15 protein-coding genes are annotated in these 15,403 nt (G+C 73.9%); 8 read left to right on the forward strand and 7 right to left on the reverse strand.

Translation table 11 applies throughout. The features are described from left to right. Positions 1–155: 155 nt before the first annotated feature. From ABD207_RS01240 to ABD207_RS01265, 6 genes are all read left to right on the forward strand, one after another. Positions 156–1,790: an MFS transporter gene (locus ABD207_RS01240; protein ID WP_344009262.1), complete on the forward strand. Its 1,635-nt coding sequence runs from the start codon at positions 156–158 to the stop codon at positions 1,788–1,790. 18 nt (positions 1,791–1,808) lie between these two features. Continuing rightward, the gene (locus ABD207_RS01245) at positions 1,809–2,360 is read left to right on the forward strand and encodes a hypothetical protein (RefSeq protein WP_344009264.1); all 552 of its coding nucleotides are present in this window, start codon (positions 1,809–1,811) and stop codon (positions 2,358–2,360) included. 176 nt (positions 2,361–2,536) lie between these two features. Then, entirely contained in the window at positions 2,537–3,145 is a 609-nt protein-coding gene (locus ABD207_RS01250) for an HdeD family acid-resistance protein (protein WP_344009266.1), read from the forward strand. Positions 3,146–3,218: 73 nt separating this feature from the next. Further along, positions 3,219–4,622, forward strand: coding sequence for a hypothetical protein (locus ABD207_RS01255; protein ID WP_344009268.1), 1,404 nt, complete (start codon positions 3,219–3,221; stop codon positions 4,620–4,622). Between the two features lie 90 nt (positions 4,623–4,712). Further along, the gene (locus tag ABD207_RS01260; RefSeq protein WP_344009270.1) at positions 4,713–5,120 is read left to right on the forward strand and encodes a DUF6153 family protein; all 408 of its coding nucleotides are present in this window, start codon (positions 4,713–4,715) and stop codon (positions 5,118–5,120) included. A 117-nt stretch (positions 5,121–5,237) separates the two neighbouring features. After that, positions 5,238–6,020, forward strand: a complete 783-nt coding sequence (locus ABD207_RS01265) for a DUF305 domain-containing protein (protein WP_344009272.1) — start codon at positions 5,238–5,240, stop codon at positions 6,018–6,020. Positions 6,021–6,479: 459 nt separating this feature from the next. Here ABD207_RS01265 and ABD207_RS01270 read toward each other — a convergent pair whose 3' ends face one another. The 7 genes from ABD207_RS01270 to ABD207_RS01300 all read right to left on the reverse strand — a co-directional run bounded on the left by ABD207_RS01270 (position 6,480) and on the right by ABD207_RS01300 (position 13,825). Further along, positions 6,480–7,205: a sigma-70 family RNA polymerase sigma factor gene (locus ABD207_RS01270; RefSeq protein ID WP_344009274.1), complete on the reverse strand. Its 726-nt coding sequence runs from the start codon at positions 7,203–7,205 to the stop codon at positions 6,480–6,482. A gap of 317 nt (positions 7,206–7,522) precedes the next feature. Further along, entirely contained in the window at positions 7,523–8,338 is an 816-nt protein-coding gene (locus tag ABD207_RS01275) for a hypothetical protein (RefSeq protein WP_344009276.1), read from the reverse strand. 57 nt (positions 8,339–8,395) lie between these two features. Then, positions 8,396–10,312 carry a sigma-70 family RNA polymerase sigma factor gene (locus ABD207_RS01280; RefSeq protein WP_344009278.1) on the reverse strand — a complete coding sequence of 639 codons (1,917 nt, stop codon included), beginning with the start codon at positions 10,310–10,312 and terminating at the stop codon, positions 8,396–8,398. Between the two features lie 261 nt (positions 10,313–10,573). Continuing rightward, a complete protein-coding gene (locus ABD207_RS01285; RefSeq protein ID WP_344009279.1) occupies positions 10,574–11,017 on the reverse strand; it encodes an SRPBCC family protein in 444 nt (147 codons plus the stop codon). A 347-nt stretch (positions 11,018–11,364) separates the two neighbouring features. Then, positions 11,365–12,804, reverse strand: a complete 1,440-nt coding sequence (locus ABD207_RS01290; RefSeq protein ID WP_344009280.1) for a HAMP domain-containing sensor histidine kinase — start codon at positions 12,802–12,804, stop codon at positions 11,365–11,367. Position 12,805: 1 nt separating this feature from the next. Next, entirely contained in the window at positions 12,806–13,543 is a 738-nt protein-coding gene (locus ABD207_RS01295; protein WP_344009281.1) for a response regulator transcription factor, read from the reverse strand. Between the two features lie 156 nt (positions 13,544–13,699). After that, positions 13,700–13,825: a hypothetical protein gene (locus ABD207_RS01300; RefSeq protein WP_344009283.1), complete on the reverse strand. Its 126-nt coding sequence runs from the start codon at positions 13,823–13,825 to the stop codon at positions 13,700–13,702. Between the two features lie 149 nt (positions 13,826–13,974). Here ABD207_RS01300 and ABD207_RS01305 point away from each other — a divergent pair, with 149 nt between their 5' ends. Continuing rightward, complete coding sequence (locus ABD207_RS01305) at positions 13,975–15,264, forward strand: hypothetical protein (RefSeq protein ID WP_344009285.1); 1,290 nt, start codon at positions 13,975–13,977, stop codon at positions 15,262–15,264. Then, positions 15,231–15,383, forward strand: coding sequence for a hypothetical protein (locus tag ABD207_RS01310; RefSeq protein WP_344009287.1), 153 nt, complete (start codon positions 15,231–15,233; stop codon positions 15,381–15,383). Before ABD207_RS01305 ends, ABD207_RS01310 begins: the two co-directional genes overlap by 34 nt. The last annotated feature ends 20 nt before the right edge of the window (positions 15,384–15,403 follow it).

Consider the following 15,403-nt stretch of genomic DNA (forward strand, 5'->3'; position numbering starts at 1 on the left):
GCCGGGTCAGGGGCGGCGCGCCCCCGTTCCCCCGTGGCGGGTGAGGTACCGGGCCCGTCCCTGGGCTGCGATGGGAGCGAGGCGAGCGCCGGCTCACCGCCCACGGTCGGCTCCGGCGGCCTGCCCGAGCCGGACGACTCTGCGAGGTGGACGGTGTGAAGCACTGGCGGGCTCTGATCGTCCTCGGCACCGCCCAGTTCCTGATGGTCCTGGACACCTCGGTGATGAACGTGTCCATCAGCCAGTTGGTCGAGGACTTCGGCACCGAGGTCACCGCCATCCAGGCCGTGATCACCCTCTATGCGCTGGTCATGGCCGCCTTCATGATCATCGGCGGCAGGTTCGGGGACATCCTGGGACGCCGCCGCATGTTCCTGCTGGGGCTGGTCGTCTATGCCGTCGGGTCCGCCCTGACCGCGGTGGCGCCCACGCTGTGGATGCTCACGCTGGGCTGGTCGGTGATCGAGGGCCTGGGGGCCGCCATGGTGCTGCCGGCCATGGCGGCCCTGGTCGCCGAGTCGTACAGCGGGAAGGACCGGGCCGTCGCCTACGCGGTCGTCGGCGGGCTCGCCGGAGCGGGGATCGCGGTCGGGCCGCTGCTGGGCGGCTGGGTGACGACGTACCTCACCTGGCGGCTGGTGTTCGCCGGCGAGGTCGTGGTCGTCGTGGCCGTCCTGCTGTGCCGCCGGGTGATCGCGGCGCCCGCCGCGGCCGGCCCGCGTCCCCGGCTGGACGTCGTCGGTGCGGTGCTGTCCGCGGCCGGTCTGGGGCTCGGCGTGCTCGGGGTGCTGCAGAGCAGCAGCTGGGGATGGGTGCAGCCCCGCAATCCTCCCTTCACCGTCCTCGGCTTCGCCCCGACGCTGTTCGTCGTAGGGGCCGGGGTGGCCCTCCTGGCCCTGTTCCGGCACTGGGAGAAGCGGCGGGAGCACCAGGGAGCGGACCCGCTGGTGCATCTGTCCCTGCTGGGCAGGCCGGTGCTGCGGTCCGGGCTGATGACACTGGCGAGCCAGAACCTCATCCTGCTGGGCCTGTTCTTCAGCATTCCGCTGTACTTGCAGGTGGTTCAGGGCTTCGACGCCTTCGAGACGGGGCTTCGGCTGCTCCCGGTGTCCGTGACCATGTTCGTCACCTCCCTGTCGGCGTCGTCGCTGGGGCGGATCATGGGACCGCGCCGGGTGGTCCGGCTCGCCCTGGTGACCTTGACGGCGGCCATCGTGTGGCTGCTGGCCACCATCGACCCGGCCATCGACGACGCCCAGTTCGCCGGGGCCATGGCGCTGCTGGGCGTGGGCGTCGGCCTGCTCGCCTCGCAGCTCGGCAACGTCGTCCAGTCCGGCGTGGGCGAGGAGGAACGCAGCGAGGCCGGGGGCCTGCAGTTCACGGCGCAGAACCTGGGCTCGGCGCTGGGCACCGCGCTCATCGGGTCCATCCTCATCGGCGCGCTGGCCCACGCCTTCACCGCCCAGGTGGAGAACGACCCGCGGCTGTCCGAGCAGACCCGGGAGCAGGTCGGCATCGCCCTCGAGGCCGGTATCACCTTCGTCCCCACCGATCAGGTGCGCTCGGCGGCCGAGCGTGCCGGGCTGCCGCCGTCCGAGGTCGACGCCGTGGCCGACTCCTACGCCTCCGCTCAGCTGAACGGCCTGAAGGCGGCGGTCCTGGCCACCGGCGGCATCGCCCTCGCCAGTTTCCTGGTCACGCCGCACCTGCCCGCCGCTGCCCGGAAGGACGGTCCGCGGCAGCCGGTGGCGCGGGCTCCGGCAGCCGGGCCGACCGGGTCGGCGCGCTGAGTGCGGGAGGAGCGTCGCGTGTCCCGTTCCCGTTCCGGCTCCAGTGCCGCGGCCGGCCCCGCCGGGACCCGGACCCGCAGGTCGCGCCGTGCCGACCGCCGGGCCCGCGCCGACTACACCGGCGGGGTCTACGGGTCCATGCTCGCCGCCTCCGTGGTGATCGGCGCGGGCTCGCTCGGCCAGTTCCCCCGCACCGAGCTGGTGCTGCTGCTGTTGCTGACCGGGGTGGTGTTCTGGGTCGCGCATGTGCATGCCCAGCTGTTCGGGGCGCGGCTGGCGCAACAGGCCCTGGACGGGCGGGTGATGCTGCAGGTGTGCCGCGACGAGTGGCCGATCGTCAAGGCCGCCGTGCCGCCGGCCGTCGCGGTGGCCGTCAGCCCGCTGCTGGGGCTGGACGTGCGGGGTGCCCTCTGGCTCGCGCTCTGTGTGGCCGTGGCCGGCCAGGTGGGCTGGTCCGTGGCCGCGGCCCGCCGCGCCGGTGCCTCACCGCGGCTGATGGCCGCCACCGCGTCGGTCAACCTGCTGCTCGGGCTGCTGATCATCACCTTCAAGATCGTCCTGAAGCACTGATCCCCGTGCGCCGGTGTGCCGGTGGGCCTCTGCCGGGCCCGCCCCGGCCGCGTCGACGCGGGTCACCCGCAGGGGGTGAGCCGGGCAGCGCGCGGCCGGCGGGAGTCTGAGGTCACCTGTTCGCACACCGCCCCGCCTGAGTCGGGAGGCGGCCACCGATCACGCGAGGAGGAGCCATGACCATGCCGCGTGGTCCGGAGGACTCCGCAGACGTCCTCGCGCGCCTCGGCCGTTCGTGGACCTGGCTCCTGGGACCGGCCGTGGCGACGCTGGTGCCGGGCGTGCTGATGCTGGTCTGGCCGGACGCGACCCTGCACGTCCTGGCCGTGCTGATCGGCCTGTACCTGCTGGCGACCGGGGCGTTCCGGTTCGTGGCGGTCTTCGCGCGGGAGGGACACGAACGGCTGCCGGGACTGCTCGTGGCCGTGCTGTTCGTCCTGGCCGGGGTGCTGTGCCTGAGGAACCCGTTGCAGACGATCGCCGCGCTGTCACTGATCGTCGGGGCGGTGTGGCTGGTGTCCGGCGTCCTCACCCTCTACACGGCGCTGGCCCTGAGGGATCTGCCGCACCGTGGCGTCCTCGCGGCCGCCGGCGTGCTCGGCATCGTCGCCGGGATCGTGGTGCTCGCCCTGCCCGCCGAGTCGGCCCACGCCCTGACCCGGCTGCTCGGCCTGTGGCTGGTGCTGCTCGGCCTGACCGAGGCGGCGGTCGCCCTCGCCTGGCGGGCCGCACTGCGCAGAACCCACCCCACGGGTCCGGGCGCCGCGCCCACCGCACCCGCATGAACGGCCCCCACCGCACCCGCATGAACGGCGGCCGCCGCACCCGCGAGGCACTCGGACTCGGAAAGAAGCCCCCATGAACCCGGCAACGCCCCCGGACCCGCCGGGCTCCGGCGGATCCGCCGACCGGCACGACCGGAACGACCAGCCCCACCTCATCACCGCCGAGGAACGGGCGGAGTTCGAGCGACTGCGCCGGCACGCGGCGATACGCCACCGGCGGCTGCGCCAGGCCGGCTCCTCCGTCCTCCTCGTACTGGCCCTGCTGCTCGCACCCCTCGCCGTGGCAGCGGCCTGGATCCAGGACACGGTCACCGACACCGGCCGGTACGTCCAGACCGTCGCCCCCCTGGCGAAGGATCCGGCCGTGCAGGACGTGGTGATCAACCGGATCACCGACCGCGTGGTCGCCAACGTGGACGTCAAGGCGGTGACGGACTCGCTCACCAAGGCCCTCCAGGACGCCGGGGCGCCCCCGCGCGTCGTGCAGGGCGCCGAGTCCCTCGAGGGTCCGCTGCGCAACGCGGTCCGGACCGTCGTCGACCGCACCGTCACCCGCGTCATCACCAGCGACGTCTTCCAGCAGGCGTGGGAGGGCGCCAACCGGCGTGCGCAGGCCGCGGTGGTCGGCATGCTCACCGGCCAGCGCGAAGGAGCCCTGCGCGCCGAGGGCGACACCGTCCAGCTGGACCTGGGCGAGGTCGTCGACCAGGTGCGGGAGCGGCTCGTCGACGCCGGCTTCGACAAGGCATCCGCCATCCCCGACACCGACCGGACGATCACCCTGTTCCACAGCGAGGAGCTGGGCAAGGCACAGGACGCGATGCGGCTGCTGGACATCCTCGGCACCTGGCTGCCGGTCCTGACCGTCGTACTCGCCGCGCTCGCCGTCTGGACCAACCCGGCCCACCGGGTGATGCTGATGATCACCGCGACGGGTGCGGGCGTGATGATGGTCCTGCTGCTCGTCGCTCTGGCCGTCGTCAGAAGGGTCTACCTCGACTCGGTCCCGCCGTCCGAACTGCCCGCCGACGCGGCCGCGGCCATCTACGACACCTTCGTCCGCTTCCTGCGCGACAGCACGCGCACGCTGCTGGTCGTGTCGGTGATCACGGCACTGCTCGCCTACCTGTACGGTCCCGGGCGCCCCGCCCTCGCCGTCCGCAAGGCCGCGGACCGCAGCACGAGGGCCGCCGGCCGCGGGCTGCGCCGCGCCGGCGTCGACACCGGCTCCGCGGGCCGCTGGCTGACGGACCATCGCGCCTGGACCACCGGTGCCGTCATCGCGGCGGCAGCCCTGACGCTCGTCCTCTGGAACCACCCGACGGTCGGGGCGGTGGCCCTCGTGCTCGGCATCGCGGTGGCCGTCGTCATCATCCTGGCCGTCCTGGCGGCGACCGCCGGAACGACCGACCGGGTGTCGGCGGATCAGGTGACCGGGAGTACAGCGGAGGGTCCGGCGGACGGTCCGGCTCCGTAGGACAACGGCCGACGGCGGCGTGAGCGGGTGGGGCCGGACGAGTCCGGCCCGTCTCGCGCGGGGGCGGCGGGCGGTCCGTAGCATGAGCGCGTGACCAGGAGCACGCGATCAGTCAGCCGCCCGGCCGGGCGGCTCTTCGTGCTGCTGGTGCTGGCGGTGCTGGCCGGAGTGCTCGGCATGCACGGTCTCGCCCCCGGGGCGGCACCGGCGGGCCACGCGGGCTCCGGGCACCAGATGACGCGAGCCGCGGCGCACGACGCGCCGCACGCGGACGGGGCCTGCGCCCACCCGGGTGAGGGGTCGGGATCGGGCCATATCGATCACGCGGACGCGGCGTGCGCGGCCGCCGGTGTCGGTACGGGGTACACCCCGCCCGCACCGGCCGGAGCCCTGCTCGACGCACCTACCGCCGCTGCGCCCGCCGCGCTGCACCCCGGAACGCCGCACGACGGCCGGGCTCCGCCCGAGCTGTCCGAACTGCAACTCCTGCGGATATAGAGCGGCCCGCTCGGCACCCTCCGCGCCGTGCCTGCGGCGAGGTGTGCCGTGCCTCCGCACGCCCTGACATCCCTTCACACCGCGCGTCGTGAACGGCGCGCGCCGAGGAGTTGCACCATGTTCCACAAGCGTTCCCTTGTCCGCCGTACCGACAGCGTCCGCCGTTCCGGCATCGTCCGTCGTACCGACAGCGTCCGCCGTTCCGGCATCGTCCGTCGTACCGCCGTCGTGGCCGCCACGGGTGCGGCCGCCCTCGTGCTGGCCGCCTGCGGGAGCAGCGGCGACGGCGGCGGCTCGGCCGGGCACGGCGGCCACAACGCCTCCCCGTCCGCCCCGGCGTCGGCGTCGGCATCGGCATCGGAGTCGGCGTCGGCGTCGGCGTCGGCGTCGGCGTCGGCGTCGCAGAAGCGGCACAACGCCGCCGACGTCGCCTTCGCGCAGGGGATGATCCCCCATCACCGCCAGGCGTTGGAGATGGCCGAGCTCGCGCCGGGGCGGGCGCAGTCCGCCGAGGTGAAGAAGCTCGCGGCCGGCATCAAGAAGGCGCAGGACCCGGAGATCAAGACGCTCTCCGGCTGGCTGACGTCGTGGGGTGAGCAGGTGCCCCCCGCGGGCGCCCAGGACCACTCGATGCACGGCGGGGGCGGCAGGGGCGGCTCGCACGGTATGGCCGGCATGATGACCGCCGAGGAGATGAAGCGGCTCGAGGCCGCCTCGGGCAAGGCCTTCGACACCGCCTTCATGGAGCTGATGATCAAGCATCACGAGGGCGCGGTCGAGATGGCCAGGACCGAACAGGCCAACGGCGCCCACGCCCCGGCCAAGAAGATGGCCGGCGAGATCATCACCTCGCAGAGCGCGGAGATCAAGCGGATGAAGAAGCTGCTCGGCGAGAGCTGACCCGCTCGGGTTCCGGCTGACGCGCTCAGGTCCCAGCCGACCCGCTCGGGTCCGGCACCCCTGCACACCCCGCGACTTACGTTCTCCATCCTCCTCGGTCGCCCTTCGCCGCCTCCGGTGCCGTCCGTCCCTCCGTCGGCTGCTGTCCGGTGGTCCGGGACCGGTGGGTGGGTGGGAGTGGCGGCAGGTCGCGGGGTGGTGGCGGATTCGTTCCCGGGTGCCGCCCGGCGGCCTTCGCGCGTGAGTGTTCCTGTTCGCACCGAGGGACCTGGGCCGCCGGGACCGTGCCGCGCCGGCGCCCCCGGGCCGCCGCACCGGCAATGCGGGTGCGAGCTGGGGTCCGGGGCGCGGAAGGAGAGGACGGGGGCGGGCCGTGCGGGCCGGGCGGTTCGGGCCCGGCCCGCTCAGGAGGGGGTGGACGACTCCGAGTCGTGGTCACGTTCGGGCACGCCGTCCCGGTCAGGCCACGACGCCCAGGGGTTCCGCCCGCTCCGCCTCGTACAGGGATTTGATCAAGGCCGAGCGGGCGCGGGCGACGCGGGAACGGACCGTGCCGACCGGGCAGTCGCTGAGCGCGGCCGCCTCCGCGTAGGGCAGTCCGACCAGTTGGGTCAGCACGAACGCTTCCCGGCGCTCGCCGGGCAGCGCCTCCAGCAGTTCGGCGAGGGCGATGCCGTCCTCGAAGCCGGGCAGGCCGCGCGGCTGGGTGCGCTCGGCGGCGGTCTGCCAGTCCTCGGTGTCAGCCGGGCGCGGCCGGGCGGTGCTGCGCCGGCGGCTGTCGATCACTGTGCGGCGGGCTATGGCCAGCAGCCAGGTACGGGCCGAGGAACGGCCCTCGAAGCGGTGCAGGCTGCACAGCGCCCGCAGGAACGTGTCCTGGGCCAGGTCGTCGGCGGCCTGCGGGTCGGCGCTGAGATACGTGACGTAGCGGCGGACGTCGCGCTGCAGCGCGCGCACGAACTGCTCGACGGCCTGCGGGTCCCCCGCGCGGGCGGCGAGAGCGAGCGCCGTCGCCGCCTCGTCCGCGGCCGCGCGCTCGTCGACAACCGTGCGGTTGTCGGCAGTCGTCTCGTCGTGGGCCGTCGCGTTCTCGTCGTTCGTGTCGTCGTGCGTGTCGTCGTGCGTGTCGTCGTGCGTGTCGTCGTGCGTGTCGTCGTGCGTGTCGTCGTGTGTGCTCCTGGGCACGGGAGACTGCGTGCTCCTGGGCATGGAAGACAGGGCAGGAGTGATCACCTGGTGTCCTTCTCGGGAGTCCGGACGTCCGGGCATGCGGCGGCCGTCCGCAGAGGGACGGATGACGGGTATCACGCATGCCGGACGGGCCGCGCACGGCGCGGCGGCGATCCGGTGTTGACGTGGGGGGCGGGCGTGCGCGCAGGCGGCGGCGTACGCCCGTTGCCCGAGCCGCGTCCGCCGCCGCGCGGGGGGCGCGGCGACCATGCGGCCGGGGAACCGGCTGTCCCGGAGGGACCTCGGACGAACGACCCTGATGCCGGGACGGCTCAGAGAGGTCGAAGGGCTCCGAGGACAGCAGGCCCTGCGGGCGGGCCCCGAGAAGTGAGGGTATGGACGAGGAGGAGCCGGCGCGGATTGCGGGCGGCGCGGACGCGGGGGAGCCGGATGCGCGGCCGGTGCGGCGGTGCGGGCAGGGCGAGCAGCAGCCGCAGCGGGGCGGCCAGACGGGCGGCGACGGCGCGCAGGATGCGGAAGGCCGCGCGTTCGCCGTGGGCGAGCCAGAGGCCGCAGAGCAGCGCGGCCAGCAGGTGGGCGGCGAGCATGCCCGTGGAGGACATCCCGGCCATGGTGTGCTCCGGACCGCCGCCGCCCGCCAGGGACTCCGCGACGGAGCCGCCGCCGGCCAGGGACTCCGCGACGGAGCCGCCGCCGGCCAGGGACTCCGCGACGGAGCCGCTGCCGGTCAGGGGGTGGAGCGAAGCATGGCCGTGGCCGACGTGAGCCGCGTGATGCGCATGGCCCGCCGCTGATTCACCGGCAATAGCGGTATACAGAACGGAATGTGACCAGGCTTCGCCCGCCGCGGAGAGCGCCGCTGCCGTCGCCGACAGCTCCTGCGCGTACGAGAACCACAGGTGCAGGACCGCCTGAACGGTCACAACGGCGCTGGAGACGAGCAGCAGCCCCCGTTCCCGGGCAGCGAGGCACCAGGCCGCGGCGCCGGTGACGAGGACCGCCGCGCCCAGCGCCCACCACGGGAGGGCGGTGTCGGACATCAGGACGTGACCCAGGGTGGCGAGCAGTACGCAGACGGCCGCGAACACCGCCGCCCGCGTCGTGTGCCATCCCCACCCAGGACTCATCGCGGCTCATCCTCGCATTTCCGGCTTCCCGCCCTTTCCGGCCCTGTCACCGGCGGTTCAGAAGCCGAAGACCTGGGTCCAGGTCCAGTCGTCGGTGGTGACGCCGACGCCCATGGTCTTGAGGTCGCAGTTGAGGATGTTCGCGCGGTGGCCGGGGGAGTTCATCCAGGCGTCCATGACCGCCGCGGCGGAACTCTGGCCCTTGGCGATGTTCTCGGCGCCGGGGCTCGGGTAGCCCTGGGCCTTGGCGCGGTCGGCGAAGGAGCGGCCGTCCTGGCTGGTGTGGCTGAAGTAGTTGTTGGCCGACATGTCCTCGCTGTGCAGCTGGGCCGCCTCGGCCAGGCGGCTGTCGGCGGTCACCCGTCCGCAACCGGCCTTGCTGCGCTCGGCGTTGGTGAGCGCCAGGACCTGCGCGGCGGGCGAGCCGGCGGGGGCGGCCTGCGGGGCGGTCGACGGTTTCTTCTGCGGCTGCTGCTGTGCGGTCTGGGTGCGTTCGGGCTGGGTGCGTTCGGGCTGGGTGGCGCGGGCGACCGCCGTCTTCTTGGGGGACTTGCTGGGCTTCGGGGACGCCGGGGCCGACGGCGAGGCCTTGCGGGACGGGCTGGCCGAGGGCGAGGCGGAGGCCGAGGGCGTCCCCGTATCGGTGCCGGAGGAGGCGGACGGCTCGACGCCCTCGGGCGCCGACTGCACGGTGGTGCCGTCCTTGTCCTCCGGGGTGAGGATGGCGATGCCGCCGACGGTCCCGCCGGTGACGAGCAGGGCGACGGCGGCGGCCACGTTCCGTTTCCGCCGCCTGCGCTGCCGGGTCTGCGCCCGGCGGCTGGTGCGCGGTCCACTGCCGGCGGTGATCTCGGCGGTGGGCGGCGCGTCGAGCTTGGGCGCCCGGTCCGCGTGCGAGACGGCCGTCGTGGGTGCGTCGAGATCGCTGGGTGCGTCGAGATCGCCGGGTGCGTCGAGATCGCCGGGGCCGCCAGAACTGCCGTAGTCGCCGTACGCCGGCCCCCCGCCGACCGCCGGTATCGGCTGGGTCGCCCCTGCGTCCGTAGCGAACGCCGGCTGAGTCGCCCCAGCGTCCTTAGGGAACGCCGGCTGAGTCGCCCCGGCGTCCGGCGTAAACGTCGGCTGGGTAGCCCCGGCGTCCGCCGCGAACGCGACCGGCGCCGCGTCCGCCACGCCGCCGGCGAAGCCGGCCAGGGCTCCGCCGAGCAGACCGGCGATCGGCACCAGCCCCAAACCGACCAGCAGGCCCTCCGCCGGGGCCAGGCCGGACTGGAAACCGGCGCAGCGGGTGCAGTCGCGGGCGTGGCGGGCGATGCGCTTGCGCCACAGGGCGGACGGGGTGCCGTCCCAGATGGCGACGACGTCGTCCAGCAGGACGCAGCGGGGCTGCGCCGCCAGCGCCCGTACCACCAGCCGGGCCGTCTCCAGCTGGGCCTTCATGCGCTGCACACGGACCGCCGTGTGCTGCGGCGACAGCTCCAGCGCCGCGGCCACCTCCGCGCGGGTCAGCTCGCCCGCCGCCTCCAGCCACCACAGCGACAGCAGCGCCTGGTCGTCGGGGTCCAGCCAGCGGGTGGCCTCCGCGACCTCGCGCCGCTGGCCCTCCAGTCCGAGCCGGATGATGGTCAGGTCCACGAAGTCGGCGCCGGGGTCGGCGACGTCGTACGCGTCGCGCAGTCCCCGGCTGGCCGGTTCGGAACGGCCGTCGCGCCAGTGGTGGCGTATCTGGTTCATGGTGATGGCCACCAGCCAGGACCGGAACTTGGCGGGTTCCGCAAGCGAGCCGAGCGAGCGCAGGGCGCGCAGCATGGTCTCCTGCACCACGTCGTCGACGTCCGGGTGACCGTTCAGCGCCCGGCCCACGATGTTGTAGACCAGCGGCAGGCAGCCGGCGACGAGCTCGTCCTGCGCCCGCTGGTCACCGCTGCGTGCCGCCTCGACGACCGCCGCGCCTATGTCCCCGCTCGCTGCCATGCTCGTCCACTCTCCTTCTCGGTCCGGGGCTGTCCCGCCCTGCACAAGAGGAGAGCCACTGCCCGGGACGGGATAACGAAAAGCCTCCGGCCCGTCCAGGACATACGGAAAACCGCACCCGATTGTTCGGATGCGGTCTCCGGTGTTTCCGGCGCTTCGGGTGTTTCCGGTGCGTTCCGGCGTTTCCCGTGCTTCCGGCGACGCCTGCGGCCAGGGGGTGGCCCGGGGTTGGCCCGGGGTTGGCCCGGGCGTGGCCGGTGGTCAGCCCGCCAGGTAGGTCGTCAGGCTGTTGAGCAGCATGGTGCTGCCCTGCTCCGCGAGGTCGCGTTCCTCGGTGGTCTCGCAGGTCTGGTGGACGACGATGCGGGTGCGGCCGGCGTCCTGCGGGGTGAGTTCCACGCTCATCGTCTCCGGCTCGGGCTTTCCGGGGGCGTTCATGCCGATGACCAGGCGGTGGTTCTCGGCCACCTCCAGGTAGCTGCCGGTCAGCGGGAACTCGCCGCCGTCCGGCGTGACCACGGTGGCCTTCCAGCTGCCGCCCGGGCGGACGTCCATCTCGACCGAGCCGGGAGCGCAGTAGGCCCACTGGGCGTACTGGTCGGGGATGGTCCAGGCCTGCCACACGGTGGCCGCGGGGGCGTCCAGGGTGCGGGTGAGGGTGTAGGGGAAGCCGTTGGCCGGGGTGGTCTGCTCGGTGCTGCTCATGATCGCGTCTCCGTCGTACGGGCTTGGGCTGCGGTGGGTGAGTACGTACGTTCAGACACCCGCGCGGGCCGGAAGTCATCGGTCGGCCGCGGGAAAGCCGCGACGGCCGGGCGGCCTCAGCCGAGGACGGGACGTGCCGGAGGTAGGCCTGCGGGTCGGTGAGGTAGCGGCGCCAGTGGTCTGCCAGGTCCAGGTCCTGCCAGCTGGTGCGGCGCGTGCCGTGGTCGCCGGCCTCGGCGCGGAACGGGATCCGGGCGGCGGCAGGGGCGGGACCCGTGGGGGGTACCGGGACGCGGGGCGCGGGCGGCGGCAGAGGCGGGGTACGCGGCGAGCAGCCTTCGGCCGGCTCAGTCCTCCTCGCGTGCCCCGGCTCCCGCCACCGTGAAGCCGATCACGGTGCCGCCGCCCTCCCGCTGGAAGGCGTAGGGGGCTCCGCCGTGGGCGAGGGCCACCTCGCGGACGATGGACAGGCCGAGGCCGGAGCCGGGGAGGGAGCGGGCGGCGGGGGCGCGGTAGAAGCGGTCGAAGACGCGGATCAGGTCGTCCTCGGCGATGCCGGGCCCCCGGTCCCGTACTTCCACCCGTACCGTCCCCGGCCGGGCGGGGCCGGCGACGGCGATCTCCACCGGCTGGTTGCCGTCCCGGTCGAACTTGACCGCGTTCTCCACCAGGTTGGACAGCGCCCGCGTCAGCATGCCGGGCCGTCCCTCGGTGGTGGTGTCGCCGCTCGCCCGGACCAGGATCTCCCGCCCGCTGCGGCGGCGGGCCAGACCGGCGACGTCCTCGGCGATCTCGGCGAGGTCGAGCTGCTGCGGCGGCTCGCTGTCCGACTGGCCGGCCGCGAGGTCGACCAACTCGTTGACCAGGTCGGTCAGTTCGCGGGCCTCCTGGGTGAGGTCGTCGACCAGTTCCTCCCGGGTGCCGGGCGGGAGTTCGTCGATGCGGCGCAGCAGCGAGATGTTGGTGCGCAACGAGGTGAGCGGGGTGCGCAGTTCATGGCCGGCGTCCTGGACCAAACGGCGCTGGTCCTCCTCGGACTGGGCGAGCCGGCCCAGCATCCGGTCGAAGGCGCGGCCCAGCCGGCCCACCTCGTCCTGCCCGGCGACCGGCACCTGGATGCCGAGCCGCCGGGTGCGGGCGACGATCTCCGCGGCGTCGGTGAGGACGACCAGCCGGCGGGTGATCCGCCGGGCCAGCCACCAGCCGAACAGCCCGGCGCCGACGACCACCGCCACCATCAGCACCAGCGTGCGCCGTTGCAGCGCGCGCAGCAGGTCCTCGGTGTCGCTGGACTCCTGGGCGACCTGCACCGCGCCCCGGCTGCCGCCGAGTGCGACCGTCGCGACCCGGTAGACGTCGTCGCCGACGTCGACCTCCGCGTGCGTCACCACCTGCCCGGCGGTGCGCGCGGCGGCGACCTCGCGGTCGGCGCCGGTCACCGGCAGGCCGGGGCTGCCCGGGTCGAACACGCCGCCGTCCGGCCCGAGCACCTGGACGTCGGTCCGCGCGGGCCGCACCAGGTCGTGGCCGGGGGAGGTGGAGGAGAAGTCGACCGGCGTCATCCGGTTCGCCCGCACCTCCTGGCGCAGGTCCTGCACCACCTCGTCGAAGACGGACTGCTGGTCCACCCGCACCAGCCGGGCGGCGGCGCTGTAGGAGAGCAGGCCGACCAGCACGGTGACGACGGCGGTCACCGAGGCGAACGCCACCGCGAAGGTGGTGCCCAGCGACAGCAGCCGCAGCCGGCGGCGCCCGCGTGCGGGGCGCGCGCTGCCCGGCGCCTGCACCTCAGTCCTCCCGCAGCACGTAACCGACCCCGCGCACCGTGTGGATCAGCTGCGGCGCGCCGGGCTGGTCGAGCTTGCGGCGCAGGTATCCGACGTAGACGGCGAGGTTCTTGGAGCCGGGGCCGAAGTCGTAGCCCCAGATGCGGTCGTAGATGGTGGCGTGGTCCAGGACGACTCCCGCGTTGCGCAGCAGCAGTTCGAGCAGTTCGAACTCGGTGCGGGTCAGCTCCAGTTCGCGTTCGCCCCGCCAGGCGCGGCGGGCCTGCGGGTCCATGCACAGCCCGGCCGCCTCCAGCAGCCTGCCCGGCGCGGAGGCGTTCGGCGCGTGCGGCTGTGCGGCAACGGGGCCGGTGCCGTTCGGCTCCGGGGCGGGGGCGGCCCGGCGCAGCAGGGCACGCAGCCGGGCGAAGACCTCCTCCACGTCGAACGGCTTGACCACGTAGTCGTCCGCGCCCGCGTCCAGACCGGCGATCCGGTCGGCGGTCTCCACCAGCGCGGTCAGCATCAGCACAGGGGTGCGGTCGCCCTCGGCGCGCAGCACCCGGCACACCTGGAGCCCGTCGATGCCGGGCATCATCACGTCCAGCACCAGCACATCGGGCCGGCTGCGGTGGGCCTCCGCCAGCGCCTCCACCCCGTCGGCGACGGCCGTGACCCGGTAGCCCTCCAGGGTCAGGGCGCGTTCCAGGGCGTTGCGGATGGCTCGGTCGTCTTCGGCGAGCAGAACGGTGTGCGGCACGTGCCCAGTGTGCCAAGCGTCGCCCTGCGGGGCCGGGTCGCCGGCGAGAGCGGGGTCCGTTCTTACCGGCCTCTCACCGGCTCACGTCTTACCGGCCTCTCACGGCTCGCGTCTTACCGCCGTCTCACGGCTCACGTCTTATCGCCCTCTCACGGCTCACGCCGGCAGCCGTCCGGGGAAACCGCTGGTGAAGGGGAAACCGCGACCGCTGGTCACGTTGTGCGGCGTGATGGCCACGGCGAGGTCGCGCGCGAAATTCACCACAGGTACTGCGGCAGCCACGGTGAGTGGCGATACTGGGCAGTCCGGAATCGGGCGGCGTGGGCATCGGCGGGGGTGCGATGGCATCGGATGCGAGGCGGGGGCGAACCGGCACCGCCGCCGCGGCTGCCGTGGCGAGCGGCGCGGCAGCGGCGGGAGGGCTGCTCGCCGTGACGATGCCGGTGCACGACTTCCTCCCGGCTGCGGCCAGGCTCATGCTCTGGCTGGCGCTGGCCGCATCGGCCTGGGGAGGCGCCGAGATCGCGGTCGCGCGCCTCGGGCCCGGGGCGGCCGGAACCCACCCGGGGCCGGCCGTGACGAGTCGCACCGGTCCCCGCCCGAGCAAGGCGCGAGCACGGCACCTGCGCACCCACGCGCTGCTCTCGGCCACCCTGTTCGCCGAGCTGCTGCTGCTCACCGGGAGGGCCGCCCGCACCGGGTCCGTGACGGTGACGGCGACGGCGGGCGGTCTGATGCTGGCGCTGGCCGCCGCCGCGACCTGGCGCGTCACCTCCATCTCCGCCGCCCACGGCACCGGCTCCACCCCCTCCGAAGACCACCGCAATCTCTGGGCCTTCGCGGTGACCGTGCTGTGCGGATCCTGGCTCACCGTCCGCTCCGCCGCGCACGGACCGCTGTGGACGGCCTGGCTGCTGGGCTCGCTGCTGCTCCTGTCGGCGGCACTGTTCTGGCTGCTCGACTACTCCACCTCTCCGGCCGCAGAGGACTACTGCTTCCCCTTCGGCGTCGCCCTCGCAGCGGCGGGGGTCCTGGGCGCGGTGACCGACGCCTTCGTGCGGGGGGACATCGCCGTGCCCACGCGGGCAGTCGTCGGTGTGATCACGGCCCTGGCGCTGCTGGCCGCCTTGACGGGCGCCGCCCGGGGACTCCAGGGCCGCGCGGCGGACACCGGTCCCCCCGGAGCGCAGCTCGCCGGGCTGATCGTGCCGCTGGGCACGACCGGCTGGGCCGCCTGGGAGTCCCGTACCTGGGGCGGCGCACACGTCGTACTGGCGGGCGTCACCGCGCTCGCGGCAACGGCCGTACTCCTGCTCGTCCTCCAATCCGGCCTCCTGAAGTGGATGGACACCGCGCTCCCCGAAAGGGACGTCGCCCGTCTGGTCCTCGCGGTACGCCGTGCCGCTCAGCCCCTCGGCGACAGCGAACGCAGCTACCGCGACAGCGAACGCAGCTACCGCGACAGCGAACGCAGCTACCGCGACAGGGAACGCGGCTACCCCGAGCCCGGGTACTGGGAAGGGGGAGAGACGGACTGGGAGCCGGAAGCCCTCAGGCGGTGCAGTTCGACGCCATCGTGGACAGCTCCACCCTCACCCCGCTGCCCCAGCGCAAGAGCCTCAGCGTGGCGCACGAGGTGCAGACACCCTTCGGCTTCCGGCTGCCCGAACAGCCGGGCATCCACGAAGTGTGGTTCCAGCTCTACCAGGCGGGCCGTCTGATCCAGGTCGCCGCCCTGAAGATCGAGGTGCAGGCCGCACCGGACATCCCGGCGGCCGGGGAACTGGACGAGACGTCCCGGACACCGGGCACCGAGGGCGAGGACGCGACCGACGCATGAGACAGGCGCACCGACCCGAC

The sequence above is a fragment of the Streptomyces thermospinosisporus genome (assembly GCF_039526425.1).
Taxonomy (GTDB): Bacteria; Actinomycetota; Actinomycetes; order Streptomycetales; family Streptomycetaceae; genus Streptomyces; species Streptomyces thermocarboxydovorans.